Source organism: Mucilaginibacter endophyticus (genome assembly GCF_003351025.1).
GTDB classification, from domain to species: Bacteria; Bacteroidota; Bacteroidia; order Sphingobacteriales; family Sphingobacteriaceae; genus Mucilaginibacter; species Mucilaginibacter endophyticus.
Map to the genome: position 1 here is coordinate 389,685 of NZ_QPCG01000004.1, position 15,810 is coordinate 405,494.

At 44.1% G+C, this 15,810-nt stretch carries 15 protein-coding genes; 4 read left to right on the top strand and 11 right to left on the bottom strand.

The genetic code is table 11. The features are described from left to right. Positions 1-246 precede the first annotated feature (246 nt). Positions 247-2,001, top strand: a complete 1,755-nt coding sequence (locus tag DUL71_RS18535; protein WP_161964465.1) for a carboxypeptidase-like regulatory domain-containing protein — start codon at positions 247-249, stop codon at positions 1,999-2,001. 212 nt (positions 2,002-2,213) lie between these two features. Here the strand turns inward: DUL71_RS18535 and DUL71_RS18540 are convergent, their stop codons facing one another. The 6 genes from DUL71_RS18540 to DUL71_RS18565 form a co-directional block, all read right to left on the bottom strand. Further along, the gene (locus tag DUL71_RS18540) at positions 2,214-3,155 is read right to left on the bottom strand and encodes a nitrilase-related carbon-nitrogen hydrolase (protein WP_114939765.1); all 942 of its coding nucleotides are present in this window, start codon (positions 3,153-3,155) and stop codon (positions 2,214-2,216) included. Between the two features lie 77 nt (positions 3,156-3,232). Next, positions 3,233-4,039 (bottom strand): helix-turn-helix domain-containing protein, encoded by an 807-nt coding sequence (locus tag DUL71_RS18545; protein WP_114939504.1) that lies wholly within the window; start codon positions 4,037-4,039, stop codon positions 3,233-3,235. Positions 4,040-4,348: 309 nt separating this feature from the next. Next, the gene (locus tag DUL71_RS18550; RefSeq protein WP_114939505.1) at positions 4,349-5,182 is read right to left on the bottom strand and encodes an N-acetylmuramoyl-L-alanine amidase; all 834 of its coding nucleotides are present in this window, start codon (positions 5,180-5,182) and stop codon (positions 4,349-4,351) included. A gap of 130 nt (positions 5,183-5,312) precedes the next feature. Continuing rightward, the gene (locus DUL71_RS18555; protein ID WP_114939506.1) at positions 5,313-6,368 is read right to left on the bottom strand and encodes an alpha/beta hydrolase; all 1,056 of its coding nucleotides are present in this window, start codon (positions 6,366-6,368) and stop codon (positions 5,313-5,315) included. 190 nt (positions 6,369-6,558) lie between these two features. Then, positions 6,559-7,395 (bottom strand): AraC family transcriptional regulator, encoded by an 837-nt coding sequence (locus tag DUL71_RS18560; protein WP_114939507.1) that lies wholly within the window; start codon positions 7,393-7,395, stop codon positions 6,559-6,561. 96 nt (positions 7,396-7,491) lie between these two features. Then, positions 7,492-7,647, bottom strand: coding sequence for a lmo0937 family membrane protein (locus tag DUL71_RS18565; RefSeq protein WP_112568370.1), 156 nt, complete (start codon positions 7,645-7,647; stop codon positions 7,492-7,494). A 166-nt stretch (positions 7,648-7,813) separates the two neighbouring features. Between DUL71_RS18565 and DUL71_RS18570 the strand changes: the two genes are divergently transcribed. Continuing rightward, positions 7,814-8,980, top strand: coding sequence for a pepsin/retropepsin-like aspartic protease family protein (locus DUL71_RS18570; protein ID WP_154402429.1), 1,167 nt, complete (start codon positions 7,814-7,816; stop codon positions 8,978-8,980). Between the two features lie 102 nt (positions 8,981-9,082). On the opposite strand, the gene DUL71_RS18575 is transcribed toward DUL71_RS18570, so the two are convergent. From DUL71_RS18575 to DUL71_RS18595, 4 genes are all read right to left on the bottom strand, one after another. Beyond that, positions 9,083-10,474, bottom strand: coding sequence for a hypothetical protein (locus DUL71_RS18575; RefSeq protein WP_114939509.1), 1,392 nt, complete (start codon positions 10,472-10,474; stop codon positions 9,083-9,085). 299 nt (positions 10,475-10,773) lie between these two features. After that, positions 10,774-11,319, bottom strand: a complete 546-nt coding sequence (locus DUL71_RS18585; protein ID WP_208645596.1) for a YciE/YciF ferroxidase family protein — start codon at positions 11,317-11,319, stop codon at positions 10,774-10,776. A gap of 232 nt (positions 11,320-11,551) precedes the next feature. Beyond that, positions 11,552-12,322 carry a non-homologous end joining protein Ku gene (ku, locus tag DUL71_RS18590; RefSeq protein ID WP_114939511.1) on the bottom strand — a complete coding sequence of 257 codons (771 nt, stop codon included), beginning with the start codon at positions 12,320-12,322 and terminating at the stop codon, positions 11,552-11,554. Further along, positions 12,319-12,603, bottom strand: coding sequence for a hypothetical protein (locus DUL71_RS18595; protein ID WP_114939512.1), 285 nt, complete (start codon positions 12,601-12,603; stop codon positions 12,319-12,321). Before DUL71_RS18595 ends, ku begins: the two co-directional genes overlap by 4 nt. 89 nt (positions 12,604-12,692) lie before the next feature. On the opposite strand from DUL71_RS18595, the gene DUL71_RS18600 reads away from it, so the two are divergent. Beyond that, a complete protein-coding gene (locus DUL71_RS18600; RefSeq protein ID WP_114939513.1) occupies positions 12,693-13,388 on the top strand; it encodes an SIMPL domain-containing protein in 696 nt (231 codons plus the stop codon). Between the two features lie 114 nt (positions 13,389-13,502). After that, positions 13,503-14,354, top strand: coding sequence for a KPN_02809 family neutral zinc metallopeptidase (gene ypfJ / locus DUL71_RS18605; protein WP_114939514.1), 852 nt, complete (start codon positions 13,503-13,505; stop codon positions 14,352-14,354). 80 nt (positions 14,355-14,434) lie between these two features. On the opposite strand, the gene serS is transcribed toward ypfJ, so the two are convergent. Beyond that, positions 14,435-15,706, bottom strand: a complete 1,272-nt coding sequence (gene serS, locus DUL71_RS18610; RefSeq protein ID WP_114939515.1) for a serine--tRNA ligase — start codon at positions 15,704-15,706, stop codon at positions 14,435-14,437. Positions 15,707-15,810 lie beyond the last annotated feature (104 nt).

The following is a 15,810-nucleotide window of genomic DNA, read 5'->3' on the forward strand; positions in this document are numbered from 1 at the left end:
ACGGGCATTACTATAAAACCATGTCATTGCGAGCGAAGCGTGGCAACCGCACGGAAGCAGAACGGCTCTGTATAGTATGCGATTGCTTCGTCGTTCCTCCTCGCAATGACACAATTAAAACCAGTGTCATGCTGAGCCAGTCGAAGCATGGTGGGTGGGCCTCTGCGCACGACCCTTCGACAGGCTCAGGGTGACAGAGCCCAGCCTTGGTTAATGACATATTTTAATATACATGTTAGATATTTTATGTTGTATAAACTACATCGTTACCTAAACTATACCATCTGCCTGCTGTTCCTAACGGCCTTCACTGCCCATGCCGATTCCATCCTATCAAAAAACATATCCGTCCATGTAACCGAAATGCGCCTGGGAACGGTGCTAAAAACCATAGAGCAAAAAGAGAATTTTTACTTTTCTTACAATAGCAATATCGTAAAAACGGATAGCCTTGTTTCCATTAATGCCGATAACTGGACCATCAAAGAAGTGCTTGACCATATGCTCAGCTACCGCTTTGAATACCGCGAAACCAAGAATTTCATTATCCTGAGATATGCGCCGCTCCAGCTCACCATAGTTACCGACAAAGCCGCAACCGAAGGCGATAGCTACAGCATCAGCGGAACGGTTACCGACGAGCAAACCGGCCATAAGCTGCCCAATGCCAGCGTGTACTCGCACGAGCAACTACAATCGGTGTTAACCGATAGAGAAGGTCATTTTGATATGACGCTCCGCAACGAAGGGCAGCCGATCACGCTTACCATCAGCAGGGAGTTTTACAAGGATACTACGGTTACTTTCCTGGCAGATGTTAATGTAAGAAGTACCGATACTACCCTGAAGAAAAAACGCAGCCTGCTGGGTTATATACTAAACGATGATTATTCGGGCGTTGAAAATACTGCGCTGGGTAAGCTTTTTCTCTCTACCAAGCAACAGATCCAGGCAGCTAACCTTGGCGGATTGATTGCACAAGCCCCCTTCCAGGCCTCTGCCATACCGGGCGTAAGCACCCACGGCAATTTCAGCGGACAGGTAGTAAACGTTGTTTCTCTAAACGCGGTCGGCGGGTATAATGCCGGTGTAGATGGTTTTGAAATGGGTATCATTTTCAATTTGGATAAAGGCGACGTTGGTGCGGTACAAATAGCTGGGATTTTTAACGTTGTCGGCGGGTCGGTTAATGGCATCCAGGTTGGTGGTTTATACAACAATGTATTAGGCAATGTGCGGGGCATTCAACTGGCGCTGCTGCATAACAGTGTAAAGCAAAACATGAACGGTTTGCAGCTATCTGCATTGTACAATCATACCCGGGGTTCAGTCCGGGGTATTCAGTTGGGAGCGATAGGCAATATTGCCGGTAAAAACTCCGACGCGTTGCAAATTGGCGGTATTGGCAATATCGCGCAACAAAAGTTTAGCGGCCTGCAGGTGGCAGGCTTGTTCAATTATGCCAAACACCTTACCGGCGTACAGCTTGCGCTGGTGAACATTGCCGATACATCATCGGGGTTTAGTATTGGTCTGCTGAATATTATCAACAGCGGTTATCACAAGCTGGCTGTTTCCACCAACGAAACGCAGAACATCAACCTTGCCTTTAAAAATGGCAACAATAAACTGTACACCATTTGGCAGGGCGGCATGCGGGTAGATGGAAACAGTAAACTCTATTCCTTCGGCTTAGGTTTCGGCCGGGAATTTGGTTTGGGGCAACACCTTGCTATTAATACCGAGATAGGTTCAAGCTACCTGTACCAGGGCACCTGGTTAAAAACCAATCAGCTTAATAAGTTCAATCTGGATTTTACTTACAAGGTAAGCCGCAAGTTCTCCATTTTCGCCGGGCCATCATTAAACTTTCTATATTCAGATCAGCGGACTCCGGTTGATGGTTATGCCTATGTCCGGGACCTGCATCATTCTTTTATTCATGATAGCCGCAACTGGACCGGTTGGGTTGGATGGAGTCTCGGAATTAATCTGTTTTAAACCCCAATTCTTAATTATGTCATGCTGAGTGATTTAAATCCGTTGGCCTGTGAAGGAGAAATGATAAAAGTCGAGGGTGTCACCCTGAGCCTGTCGAAGGGTAGCGCGCAGAGGCCCTGTCCACCATGCTTCGACTGGCTCAGCATGACACCCTTTTTTGAAACATGTCATGGGTAGGATTAAAGCAACCATACTCATGCTGCACCCCAATTTCAAAGCCAAACCACTTTTTGAAAACTTTGATGTTCCTGGCCTATAATATCACGGTATAACTTAGGCTTTCTGGCCTGGATGTAACGATAGCCGCCTGCTTTGGTCAGTTTATCGGGTGTAAGCTCGGCTATTGTAAATTCATTATCTAATGACCGGCATTCGGTCATGATATCGCCGTAAGGATCAATGATCATGGAGCAGCCGTTTTTTAGCTGATCATCGTCCATTCCTATCGGATTGGAGAACACTGCATAAATGGCATTATCATACGCCCGGGCGGGCAACCATTTCATTAACCATTGCCTGCCTTTTAAACTATCAAATTCCTGCCGCAACAGTTGCCCATTGGCTTCTTTGTTTTTCCATAGCTCCGGGTCAACAAAACCGGCTCCTGGCCGGGTTGATGGCGTGCACATGGTAACGTGCGGCATAAAAATTACCTGGGCACCCAGTAACGTGGTTGCGCGTACATTTTCAATTACGTTGTTGTCATAACAAATAAGGATGCCACACTTCCATCCGTACAAATCAAATACGGTATACGCCGTTCCCGGTAAAAGATGCGGGTTAATAAAAGGATGTAATTTGCGGTGTTTAGCAATCAGTCCGGTTTTATCAACGCATACATAGGCTTTAAACAGGTTATCGTCTTTATCCTTTTCAAACAGACCGGCCAGTATAGCGATATCATATCGGCGAGCATATTCGATTAACGCCACGATGCTCGGTCCGCCGGGGATTTCTTCGGCAAGGTCAAGCATTTGTGCTTTGTCCAGATTCCGGGCAAACGTATAGCCTGTTACCGAACATTCATGAAATGCTATGGCTTTGGCCCCTTTTGCCGCGGCATCAGCGGCCATTTTTTCTATGATTGATAAGTTATAGGCTTTATCTCCGCTTTTATTTTCAAACTGCGCCGTGGCTATTGTTAGGGTTTCCATATGCTGATCTTGTTTTAACATTCCAAAACTATCAGGAACATAACGAAAGGCATTGTAAAAAACCGACAAACGTATTTTTAAGCGAGGGGCATAAAATTTATAGCCAGCAAATTATGATTGGCTTTATATTGCAATGGAGTAACACCTGTGTGTTTCCGGAAAAAGTTGTTAAGATGCGCCTGGTCGTAGTACCCGCAGGCATAGCTCAAACCGCTTACATCTTTTACCGAAGCAAGTTTTTGAAGCTGTTTGAGATAGTTTTGAAATTTAACCGCGTCAATAAATTTTTTAGGTGAGATCCCTACTTCCTCATTGAACTTACGCTCAAGCTGCCGTTCGGTTACAGGCAGCACATCAAGCAAGTTTTTAACATTAACAATGCCGCTATGCTTATGAATGATGCTTATAGCCCAATCTGTAATACTTATAGCTATGCTTTTAGAAGCTATCTTTTTCAATAAAAATTGTTCGGCAATGGCTGCTGCTGTAGAGAGATCCGTGACGTTTGCAATCTGATCTTCAAGGTCGGCACCCTCCTGCCCGAAAAGATCTTTTAAGGGGACAGTATTGTTATTAAGTTCATAAGCAGCCACATCAAGCAGGGTTAATAACGCGTTGGGCTGCAAAACCACTATCAGCATAGCCAATTCATTAACCGACATAATATCGTTATAACGCGTTATCTGCCCATAAACAAAACTCCCCGGTTGCTTATTGGTAACCCGATGCTGATCGTACTGTAACAACGGCGCTTTTAAATGAAATACCATTCCGGGATTGCCATCAGAAAACAGGCGGTAATTTATGGCAGTACGCTCATTATGCGCTATAATTAAATAGTGCTTAACAATACCCGAGAGCAAAGGGTGCGGTGCTATTTGCATGATATTATAACGGCTTGATAAAGGTAATCATTATTTTACCTGAGAAACCACTTGATGCTCCCCCTTGGGTACATCGTTAGGCATAATCGCGATATCAGTGGGCATATCTACTCACCCCGACATCGTTGCGCTTGTCACTCCTCTCTACGCAAGCGTAAAGAGGGGATTCTTTTTTTCATTTTTCTTTTCCCTCTATGCGGCGAAGCCGGAGAGAGGGTGGTCCAGCGAAGCGTAGACCGGGTGAGTCAACTATGCAACCATTTTCCGCTGCTATTCAATAATATCACGCCCCTTTAGGTAGCCGGGGGGCTAATATTTCCTATACACATTATAAAGAATATTCAAATCCAGTTGTGTCATTGTTGGTGTTTCGTCAGTTTGCACAAAGTGGCGTTTAAAGGCAACAATAGCAACCGGCAAATTACTGGTATCATAGCCTATAAGCTTAAGCGCGGTGGCATAATCAAAATTATCCGGCGGAAGTTCAAGCAGTTCTTCCCGCCAAAAGCCAAAGCCTTTTTGGGCTAACAGTTTCCAGGGGAACAATGGCCCCGGGTCGGGTTTGCGAAGTGGCGCTATATCCTGATGCCCTATAAAATTGGCCTGCGGAATGTTGTAGGTTTTCTTGAGCTGAGCCAGCAACGCCAGCAGACTTTTAACCTGTATATCATTAAAAGGCTCGTGCCCGTTATTATCAATTTCGATACCGATAGAGCAGCTATTCATATCACTAATGCTCCCCCATTTACTGATGCCCGCATGCCAGGCCCGCAGGTAATCATTAAGCATGTGGTAAACCTTACCATCTTTACCCACTACATAGTGTGCGCTCACTTGTGGTTTTACTAAGGTAAAAGTAGTGAGGGTTTGCTTAACCGAATCCTGTGCTGTATAGTGAATGATCACGTAATTGGGCTTGCGCAGATTGAAATTCACGGTGCCCACCCATTCGGAAGGAATGGCCCCGCCGGTGCTGTCAACCAGCATGGCGGCCTGCTCCCGGCTAATTACTTCAATTAACGAATCGGTTTGTGTATGGTATACTTTGTTGGTGGCGGCGTAAGGCTGTATTTTGGGCGAACAAGCGCTTAGGGCAGCTATCGAAACAATAAATAATATAGCGCAGATGTTTTTCTTCTCCATGAACCTTGATAAACCCGATTAAGGGGTCTCCTGATGATTTAAACCAAGTATACAAAAACCATGCTATACAAAAAAATTGCCTGATGTTTTACAACATCAGGCAAGCCTCAAATCAAGTTAACCGGGGGCATTATTTAGCTAATGCTTTTTTAATTTCGGCAGCAGCATGTAACATGGCAGATTGAGTTGCTGGTACGTTAGCTATTGGGTTAAGCAAACCCCAATCGTGGATCATACCGTTGTAACGGATAGCGGTTACTTTAACACCTGCTTCATCCAATTTACGGGCATAGGCTTCGCCTTCATCGCGCAGCACATCGTTTTCGGCAGTCTCAACTACAGCGGTTGGCAAACCTTTTAACTGATCGGTAGTGGCCTGCAACGGAGAAGCATATATCTGTTTACGTTCATCAGGATTGGTGGTATAATTATCCCAGAACCATTTCATAGCGTTTTTAGTAAGGAACCTGCCGGTAGCAAACTGATTATATGATTCTGTTTCGAAATTCGCATCGGTTACCGGCCATAACAGTACCTGTAACTTAATTTCGGGGCCTTTTTTGTCTTTGGCCATTAACGCAACCACAGCTGCCATATTTCCGCCAACACTATTGCCAACTACGGCTAAACGTTTGCCATCTACATTAATTTCGGCACCATGGGCCGCAACCCATTTGGTGGCGCTGTAAGCCTGGTTAATAGCTACTGGGTAATGTGCCTCGGGAGATGGGGTATAGTTTACAAATACAGCGGCGACACCTGAATTAACTACCAAATCACGAACGAGACGTTTGTGGGTAGGGAAATCGCCAAGTACCCAGCCTCCACCGTGGAAGAACATGAACACCGGCAACACGCCTTTTGCATTGGCAGGTTTAACAATGTCTAATTTTATTTGCTGACCATCTTCGGTAATGGTTTTCTCAGTAACCGTGATATCGCTGTAATCAAATTTTACTGATTCTTGCGCGCCGGTTAATACCGCGCGGGCATCTTTTGGCGAAAGTTGTTCAAGCGGTTTTCCTGTACCTGAATTAAGCACATTTAAAAATGCTTTAACATTACTTTCTATATGTGGGTCCTGCGCAGGATCAATGGGTTGTACTGTTTGGGCAGATGCGCCGGTGCCTAAAGCTAAGGCTAATATTACTGTTCCGATTTTGGTAGTTATAGATTGAGTTTTCATTTTGTTATGTATTTGATTTATTATCTCTTTTTGTACACAACAAAGGTAGGGTGCCAATCAAGGCCACTCAATGCACGGATGTAGACACGGACAGGACAATTTTCCCCCGGTGCAAACGGAAGCTGTCAGTTGGCGGTTTTTAGCTGACTGCAGGCTGATATCAACAGGTAATTCTTAACCACAGGCGTTATTATGCCTGGTACTGCGTCCTGAAATTCTGCGGCGATGTTTCGGCCTGTTTGCTAAACAGGCGGATAAAATATGAAGGATCATCATAGCCCAGTTTATAGGCTATTTCTTTTACGCTTAGCTGGGTATGCACCAGTAGCCGTTTGGCTTCAAGAATAATCCGGTTTTTGATGATATCGTTTGGTGTGGTATCGCTGTAGCGAGTAATACGTTTGTTTAGTGCTTTGGGGGTAATGTTAAGCATATCGGCATAATCGGCCACGGTGTGCAGTTTGGTATAATTCCATTCCACCATCTGGCTAAAAGCGCGCGAAAACTCAACTTCCTGCCGTGCTTCTTCGGTGGTAATGTGGTGCTCCTGCTTCCAGATACGGGTTGAGCGAATGATGATCTGCTTTAATAAAATCCTCAGCATTTCCTCAACACTGCTGTCACTGGCATCTATCTCAGCTTTTATTTCTTTAAATGAAGCCTGCATCATGGCCGATGCCTGCTTATCCATCATCACTACCGGGATATCGTACACATTGTGAAAAAGGATCCCATCGCAGGCTACCTCCTTATCGTGTATTTCAACGCAATAAAAATCACGGTTATAGTACAACATAGTACCCGTACAATTATCATCAAGCTTGTGAAACTGGCCGGGATTGATGAAGAAAAGCACATCCTGTTGCAAACTATACTCCTTAAAATCGATAACCGCGCTGCCTCCGGCTTTTACAAACAGGATCTGGATAAATTCGGTATAATCTTTCTTTTGTAATTGAGCGGTATAATCATGTTCAAAATCCAGATACCCGAATTTTTTAAAGGAGAATTGCTTGAAGCCGGCCATCAATGAAATAAATTTTAGAGCAGATAAGGCACAAAGATACCAACAAAAAAGCCCGGCCTAACAAGACCGGGCTTCAATTTTATATTTCCAGTAGCCTTATATCGCCGTCGACCGCCTTATTACGCCTAATAAAAGCGCGATAACGGCTATCACCAATAAAATGTGGATAAGACCACCTACAGTTGTAAAGAATACGCCAATTGCCCATCCTATGATCAGGATGACTGCAATGATATACAGGAGTGAGTTCATAATAATTTGTTTTTAATTAATGATTTTCATAGATATCTGTATAATAGCTGATGCCGCCCAAAAGTTTTAAGTTTTGTATTTTTTGTGGCCGACGGCACTCATTTACAGCTGCATTTGGGTGAGAATTATTCCTGATGTATATTTAGGCTCCTAACCCATGAAAACAATGAAATATATTTTTCTGTCTGCGTGCCTGCTAACTGTCGCCACTGTTGTCAATGCTCAATCAAAGCTGCCGGTTATCCGGGCCACATCAAAAAGTGTTGCTATTAATGATGGCGGCTTTCTGGATAAAAATGCCTGGTCGCTTTCGCCAAAAACAAGGCCCGATATTTACACTGCCGACAGAACGCGGGAAACCAAATGGGTTACTTTTTATACCGATATTGATTCGATAAGGGTGAAAGTTAAGCCTGGTACACGATATGATTTCATCATCCTGCTTAACGGTAAGGATTCATGCTATACGCAGGTAGCAAGTGCCATTCCACCGGTAGATAAAAACCAAACATCGGCCAAAAACGATACTATTCCGTTTAAACTCACAGCGTACAATGCCATAGCGGTAAAGGCCGTGCTAAATGATACCGATACATTAAACCTGCATTTCGATGCAAGCTCGTTCGATTTTCATTTAACAAGAGATGCCATTATAAAAAAAACAAAGTTACTTCCCAACCAGGCTGATGTATTGGCAGGCAAAGCCAAACCTAATTTTAACAGCATGAATAAAGCCCAAAAACTGCAAATGGGAACTGCGGTTTGGTATAACCAGGAAATGCTACCCACAGGATTAAGCTCGCGCGAAATGGATGGGCGCTTTGCCTGGAACCTGTTTGAAGGCAAGCAGATAGAGGTTGATTATGACAACAACCGCATCATCATCCATAATAAAACCCCTAAAGACCTGAAAGGCTACGAACGGTCGAAGATCGGCTTTATCAAGTCGTTTCCTTATGCTACCGGAACATTTGAAATAGCAGGTAAAAAATACACCGGCAATTTTACGATGGATACGGGTTCCGATCAGTCGTTGATCCTGGATAGCGCATGGGTAGCTAAAAACAATTTCCCAACAGATTTAAAACTTATCAAATCCTCAACCATCAGCGATCCGCGTGGCGTAAAATATGAAATGAAAATAGTGGAAGCTCCGCTGTTCAGGCTAAATGGCTTCCCTACTGCCAATATACCTACACTTATTTTGAGCAATAAGAATCCGCTTGGTTTTGAAATCAACTATTTGGGCAACGGGCTTTTAAAGCGGTTTAATATGATCCTCGATTTTAAAAATGATTACTTGTATTTGAAGCCAAATAAATTATCAAGCTGAATAAAAAAGCTTTAGAAGCTTTGTAAAAATTAAAACGCTTCATGGCCGTTGACTTTAGTCGACGGCAATGATTACATGCAAATTATCGGACCAATTGACGCTTTAATTTCCAGCAGGTACCGCCCAGCTTTGCTCATCTAAAACGGGGTTTACGTCCATATTATCATACTGAATGTTGAGCTTTTGCTGACCGCTTGTGGTTGCCTCACGATAGGGAATGGTGATACCCTGTACCGGCCGAAGATCTGACAACATGGAGAAAAGCGTTTTGTCGCCTACTTTATAGCCATAAGCCATCAGTTGGTTTTGATCATTTATAGCAAACACATATTCGTTGCCGTTTAACTTGCATTGAACCGTGTACATGTTATTGTTGGGGATTTTTTGCGTATTCATGATCTGCATTTGATCAAGCAATGATTTACGTAAGCCGATAACGCCAGTGTATAGGGCAGTTTTTACCTCGGCTACGTTATTGGCCGGCAATTCAGATTTGTTGCCGCTGCTCCATTGCCACCCGGCATTACCTTCGGTTTGCTGCACCGAAACAGGTTTGCCGTTTTTCCATATTTCAACGCGCACCTTGCTATTTGGAATGTCAATCAGCTCCACAACTTTTAATCCCGAAACCGAGCCGGTTAAACGCGCTGTTTTCAAAGCGTTCAATTTATCGCCGCCATGCGCGGCATTAGCTTTTAAAAGCAATGTTTTGCCATCGGGCAGGGCATTATTATCTGCAGTTTCGGAATTATCTGAAGCTTTTTTTAGCGCAGTTGGCGACTTTGTATTCTTATTAGCCGTTTTGTCATTATTATCTACAAAAAATACCCGCCCATCAACTACGGCCATACGGGTTTTACCGCCCATGTCGCAAAAAAAGCTGTGCAGTTCGATATGGCCATCGGTATAGGCAAGCGTAAGTACACCCTTGTTTATTTTATAGGTACCGCTACCGTCCTTGCTGCTTGAACTGCCTCCGCCAACATTTTCACCGGCTACAACGGAACCCGAATAGCGCGAGTTGCTGAAATGTCCCTTACCATCAAAATTTAATCCCTGTGTACTCAAAGCGCCAACATAAGTTGTACCATAGGCCGCGCCACCACCACCCATAGCGCTGATAAATGAATAATAACCTTCCGGTATAATGTTACCCTGAAGTTTGAACAACTCATGTGCGTAATTAGAAAGACTTCCGTACTTGGTAATGGTATAAACAGACGAACTTTTAGTGTATTTAAGCGTTACCTCTCCCTTGCTCACGGTATATCTGCCGCTTACGTTGGTTTGCCAGTCGGCACGGTTAAGCAAATCGTTAAAGGTACCATCGGGCCTGAACAATACGGAAACATCCCGCCTGTTCATGCCACCGCCAAATATGGGGCTTGGCGAAAACTCACATCCGGCATAAACGCCATCTAACTTATCCTGGGCAAAAACATGATCGTAAAAGCAACATAACAAGGCAAATAGTACCAGGGTGAATTGTTTCATAGGGCGTCGGTTTTGTCGATAAACCGCGTTGGCTAACTATTGTTTGTAGAAATGTTTTAATTAATGTGCAATTAATGTTGAAGAGAAGCTCAATTCCCTCCCTTGGGAGGGGTGTGATGGCAGTAGGGGTTGCAGGGAGGGGTTTCTACTTTTGTTATAAACCTATCGAAGCAACCCCTCCCTACACCCTCCCAGGGGAGGGAATCGCGCAAGGCCCCAATTTGGCATTAGAATTTTTAATAAAAAACGGCCGCGAGGAATAGCTCCCTCACGACCGCTCTTAAAAAACTAATAAACGGTTAAGCTTTTTCAATTTTCGAGGCCTGGTTAATACCGGCTTCGGCAATTTGGGTAAGCAGGCTATCGCATGTTTTTTCCTCATTCAGGGTTGAATCAAGCAGTTCGGCGGCATGCTCATAACCTAAAACACTTGCCAGTGTACGGAGCGTACCATACGAAGCAATTTCGTAATGTTCAATTTTTTGCGCGGCCGAAATAATACCGGCATCGCGGGTGATACTGCCTTTCTCGGTTTCGGCCACAATTTCCTCTCCTTCTTTGATAAGCCCAGCCATGGCTTCGCATTTTACAGCTACAGCTTTTTGACCTATAGAGGCGAAAGCATCCTCCAGGCGGATGATTTGGCGCTCGGTTTCGGCCTGATGGCTTTCAATAGCCGAACGCAGCTCGTCGGATGTAGCAGCTTTCGCCATTTTTGGCAATGCTTTCGAAAGGTGTTTTTCGGCCCAGTAAATGTCTTTCAATTCATCAATAAACAATTCGTTCAGGGCCGATTCCTGCACATTATTGGTTTGTTCGGGTGATTTTACTTTAGTTGTTGCCATGGTAGATGTTTTAATGTTTTTGTGAGATAACATCTACAAACACAAAGCCAACTTTGTTACTTTAAACAATTAAATTAATTATTAGGATAATTTAGGTTTGAATTTTTATCTCAATAAAGTAACCTTGATCTTCTTGCCCTACAACTATAAGTTCTAAAAAATATACAGCCTGCCCGATTTTAAGGAATTTACCGGGTGACTTAGGGCTTCCAACTCCAGACTTAAGACTTACCTAAGCCCCTTTCTTGGTTTTTAAACTGGCCATCAGCTGGTCGTACAAATCGTCACTGCCGGTTTTGCGTGGTTTAAGTTTCTTAACCTTCGCGCGTTTGCCTTTTGATTTAGCCTCGATGATCTTAAGTAACTCATCGTTGTACTCATCTTTAAATTTGGATACATCAAAATCTTCGGCGTATTGATTGATCAGGGTAAGGCCCATATCCAGTTCCTTTTTACTCACATCAATTTTATCGGGCAGGTTAAGATCTTCCGTATCACGAATTTCCTGTGCAAAACGGATCCGAGTTACTACCAATACATTTTTTAACGGATGGACAATACAAAGGCTTTCGGTACTGCGCAATACAAAACGCGCCAAGCCCGCTTTTTTTGATTGCGTAAGCGCCTGGATGAGCAGCGCGTAGGCTTTATTGTTTTTGGTGTCGGGCTCGGTATAATAGGAGGTTTCGTAAAACATGGGGTTTACGTCGACTATATCAACAAAGCTTTCTATTTCAATCACTTTACTTTTTTCGGGCGCGGCATCTTCAAAATCTTGCTCATCCATGATCACATATTCCTCATCAAGCTTATAACCTTTTACAATTTTGTCATAAGGTACTTCTTTATGGGTGTTTTCATTAACCCGCTGATAACGGATACGTGCATGATCGCGGCTATCCAGCATATCAAAATCAAGCGAGCTGGTTTGCACTGCCGAATATAATTTCACCGGGATGCTCACCAACCCAAAACCTATCGAACCTTTCCATATTGATCTCATAGCCCAATAACTTTAATGTGTTGTAATATAACCATAAAGGGTGTAAAGGGTTTCGGGGAATAATGAATGACGGTGATTTTACTCACCCCGACATCGCTGCGCTCGTCACCCCTCTCTTCGCAAGCATAAAGAGGGGTTTCTGTTTTTATTTTCTTTCCCTCTTTGCGGCGAAGCCGGAGAGAGCGTGGTGCAGCGTGGCGCAGACCGGGTGAGTCATCTTCCTCCTGCGTAATTATTTCTTGTCCCAAACAAATCCACCCTCTCGCTTTATTTACAAGCATACCAATGCTTTAGGAAATAATTGTAGCCTTCCTGTTACATATTAAACTAAATACACGTTACCTTAGTCATAACATCAAATAAAATACACATGAAAAAGCTATTTATCCTTGCCGCACTATTAGCAACTACTTTTGGTGCATTTGCCCAAAACGTTGACCTTAGGCGTAAAATTGAAGTTACCGGCATTGCCGAACAGGAAGTTACTCCTGATATTATAAACGTAACCATATCACTACAGGAATACATGGATGGCAAAAAACACATCGCCATTAATGACCTGGAAGACCAACTGGAAAAAGCCGTTAAAGATGCCGGCATCCCATCGGCCGATTTTACGGTGAACAATGTATCGGCCTGGAACAACACTTATCAAAAGAAAAAAGCACCAGATTTTTTGGCCAGCAAACAATATGGTTTACGCGTGCGCGACCTGAACAAGTTTAACCAGATCATGTCGAAAATTGATCCTAAAGGTATCCAGTCTACCAATATTGAAAGCTACGACTATTCAAAAATGGCTGATCTGAAACGCGACCTTAAAATTAAAGCCCTGCTTGCAGCCCGCGATAAAGCAACTTACCTGCTTGCAGCACTTGGCGAAAAACTGGGCGGCGCCATAAACATTACCGAAAGCGATAATAGCAGTTTTCCTCAGCCACGTGTTTATGCCAACACCATGATGTTCAAAGCTTCGGCTGACAGCAACGTTGGTGACTCGGATATCAGCTTCAAAACCATTAAGCTTAACTTCCAGATCCAGGCAGTGTTTGAGATTGTGAAATAATTGCCCCCCGGCTCCCTAAAGGGGGAGCGAAAAAATCTGAAGCCTCTGTTAAAACAAACAGGGGCTTTTTTCATTTTCTTGATTATGGCTCCCCCTTTAGGGAGCCGGAGGCATATGCAATGGTTTGGCAGACGCGAAAGCGATAACGTTAATGATGAACGCGGCGGTGGTGGCGGCAGATTAGCCATAGGCGGCGGGGTGCTTGGCCTGATAGCCGCTGCTATTTATTTCTTTACCGGGGTTGATCCTTCTGCCCTGCTTAACCAGGTGGCAACCAATCAGCCCGCCCGGCAGGAGCAAACAGCCAACAAAGGCCCCGAAGATGCCGGAAAGCACTTTGTACGTGTTGTTTTGGCCGACACGGAGGATATCTGGACAAAGCTTTTTAACGATATGGGCCGTACCTATGAAAAACCTCAGCTGACGTTATTTAATGACTATGTTGAGTCGGCCTGTGGGAGGGCCAGCTCTGCAAGCGGTCCGTTTTACTGCCCGGGTGATTCGCAGGTTTATATCGATCTTTCGTTTTACGACGAGCTTAAGAACCGTTTTGGCGCGGCCGGCGATTTTGCCCAGGCTTATGTTATAGCTCATGAGGTTGGCCATCATGTGCAAAACCTGCTGGGCATCTCACAAAAAATGGACGCGGCCCGTTCAAGGCTTAGCGAACGCGCCTACAATAAACTATCGGTAAAGCTGGAGTTACAGGCCGATTTTTATGCCGGCGTATGGGCACATTACGAAAAAAACATGAAAAACGTACTCGATAAAGGCGACATAGAAGAAGCCCTGAATGCCGCAAATGCCATTGGTGACGACCGGCTGCAAAAACAAGCCCAGGGACATGTTGAGCCTGATAGCTTTACCCATGGCACCAGCGCCCAGCGTATGTACTGGTTTAAAAAAGGGTTCGAAACCGGGGATATCAACCAGGGCGATACTTTTGGGAATGGGGATTTAGATTGAACGCATCCCCTTATAATAAAAACGCGCCATGATGAGGATATCACAATGGCGCATTTTTATTATTGGATTGATTAAAAAACTTAATCAATCCATTCAAACTTGGTATAAGGCACAAGCACTTCAGGCACTTTAATCCCTTTTTCAGTTTGGTTGTTCTCTAACAAGGTAGCTACTATACGTGGCAGAGCCAATGCGCTACCATTCAGGGTATGTGCCAATTGTGTTTTACCATCGGCATTACGGAAACGCAGTTTAAGCCTGTTACTCTGAAAAGTTTCAAAGTTTGATACTGATGATACTTCCAGCCAGCGTTGTTGTGCAGCGCTCCAGGTTTCCATATCATAAGTTAAGGCAGAGCCAAAACCCATATCGCCGCCACAAAGACGCAATACTCGGTATGGCAAACCTAATTTTTGCAACAATCCTTGTACGTGGCTGCTCATGAGTTCCAATATCTCGTATGATTTATCGGGATGGGCAATGGTTACAATCTCTACTTTATCAAACTGGTGTAAGCGGTTCAAACCACGCACGTGCGCACCATATGAACCTGCTTCGCGACGGAAACATGGGGTATGGCCACAGTTACGTACAGGTAACTGATCTTCCTTCAATATCACCTCGCGGTACAGGTTGGTAATAGGTACCTCCGCAGTAGGGATCAGGTACAGGTTATCAACGCCTACATGGTACATCTGCCCTTCCTTATCCGGTAATTGTGAAGTACCGAAGCCTGATGCTTCGTTTACCATTAAAGGTACACTAACTTCACTGTAACCTGCCTTTTCGGCTTCGTCAATAAAATAATTGATCAAAGCGCGCTGCAGCTTAGCTCCTTTGTTTTTGTATACAGGGAACCCGGCTCCGGTTATTTTAACGCCCAGTTCAAAATCAATGAGGTTGTATTTTGCTGCCAGCTCCCAATGCGGCAAAGCATCGGCAGGCAGTTCCGGTTTGTCACCGTTTTCTAACACCACTTCGTTATCTTCGGGTGTAAGGCCTTTAGGTACCGAGCTGTGTGGCAAGTTAGGCAGCAATACTAATTTCTGATATAATTCTTCTTCGGTAATGGTAAGCAGGTCGCCAAGCGTTTTGATCTCTTCCTTCCATGCGCCAGTTTTACCTTTAAGGCCTTCGGCTTCTTCTTTTTTGCCGGCTCGCATCAGCTCGCCAATTTGTTTCGCAGCTGCATTGGCCTCGGCCGAAACATTATCCATACTGGTTTGAGTGGAGCGGCGTTTGTCGTCCAGTTCAATTATTTCATCAACCAGTTGGAGCTGTTTAAAATTTTTTACAGCCAAACGTTCCAAAACCTGTTCCCGGTTATCACGGATATAACTAACTTGCAGCATTATTTTATTTTTTAGGCAAAGATATAATTAGTTCATTGTTTATGGTTCATAGTTCATAGCTGATTTATGAAATTTAAAACCATCAAACCAATAACTATGATCTA

What these genes read in the sequence shown, in the direction of transcription:
- DUL71_RS18535 (WP_161964465.1), top strand. Translation starts at nt 247, where the DNA reads ATGTTGTATAAACTACATCGTTACCTAAACTATACCATCTGCCTGCTG.
- DUL71_RS18540 (WP_114939765.1), bottom strand. Translation starts at nt 3,155, where the DNA reads ATGGAAACCCTAACAATAGCCACGGCGCAGTTTGAAAATAAAAGCGGA.
- DUL71_RS18545 (WP_114939504.1), bottom strand. Translation starts at nt 4,039, where the DNA reads ATGCAAATAGCACCGCACCCTTTGCTCTCGGGTATTGTTAAGCACTAT.
- DUL71_RS18550 (WP_114939505.1), bottom strand. Translation starts at nt 5,182, where the DNA reads ATGGAGAAGAAAAACATCTGCGCTATATTATTTATTGTTTCGATAGCT.
- DUL71_RS18555 (WP_114939506.1), bottom strand. Translation starts at nt 6,368, where the DNA reads ATGAAAACTCAATCTATAACTACCAAAATCGGAACAGTAATATTAGCC.
- DUL71_RS18560 (WP_114939507.1), bottom strand. Translation starts at nt 7,395, where the DNA reads ATGGCCGGCTTCAAGCAATTCTCCTTTAAAAAATTCGGGTATCTGGAT.
- DUL71_RS18565 (WP_112568370.1), bottom strand. Translation starts at nt 7,647, where the DNA reads ATGAACTCACTCCTGTATATCATTGCAGTCATCCTGATCATAGGATGG.
- DUL71_RS18570 (WP_154402429.1), top strand. Translation starts at nt 7,814, where the DNA reads ATGAAATATATTTTTCTGTCTGCGTGCCTGCTAACTGTCGCCACTGTT.
- DUL71_RS18575 (WP_114939509.1), bottom strand. Translation starts at nt 10,474, where the DNA reads ATGAAACAATTCACCCTGGTACTATTTGCCTTGTTATGTTGCTTTTAC.
- DUL71_RS18585 (WP_208645596.1), bottom strand. Translation starts at nt 11,319, where the DNA reads ATGGCAACAACTAAAGTAAAATCACCCGAACAAACCAATAATGTGCAG.
- ku (WP_114939511.1), bottom strand. Translation starts at nt 12,322, where the DNA reads ATGAGATCAATATGGAAAGGTTCGATAGGTTTTGGGTTGGTGAGCATC.
- DUL71_RS18595 (WP_114939512.1), bottom strand. Translation starts at nt 12,603, where the DNA reads ATGCTTGTAAATAAAGCGAGAGGGTGGATTTGTTTGGGACAAGAAATA.
- DUL71_RS18600 (WP_114939513.1), top strand. Translation starts at nt 12,693, where the DNA reads ATGAAAAAGCTATTTATCCTTGCCGCACTATTAGCAACTACTTTTGGT.
- ypfJ (WP_114939514.1), top strand. Translation starts at nt 13,503, where the DNA reads ATGCAATGGTTTGGCAGACGCGAAAGCGATAACGTTAATGATGAACGC.
- serS (WP_114939515.1), bottom strand. Translation starts at nt 15,706, where the DNA reads ATGCTGCAAGTTAGTTATATCCGTGATAACCGGGAACAGGTTTTGGAA.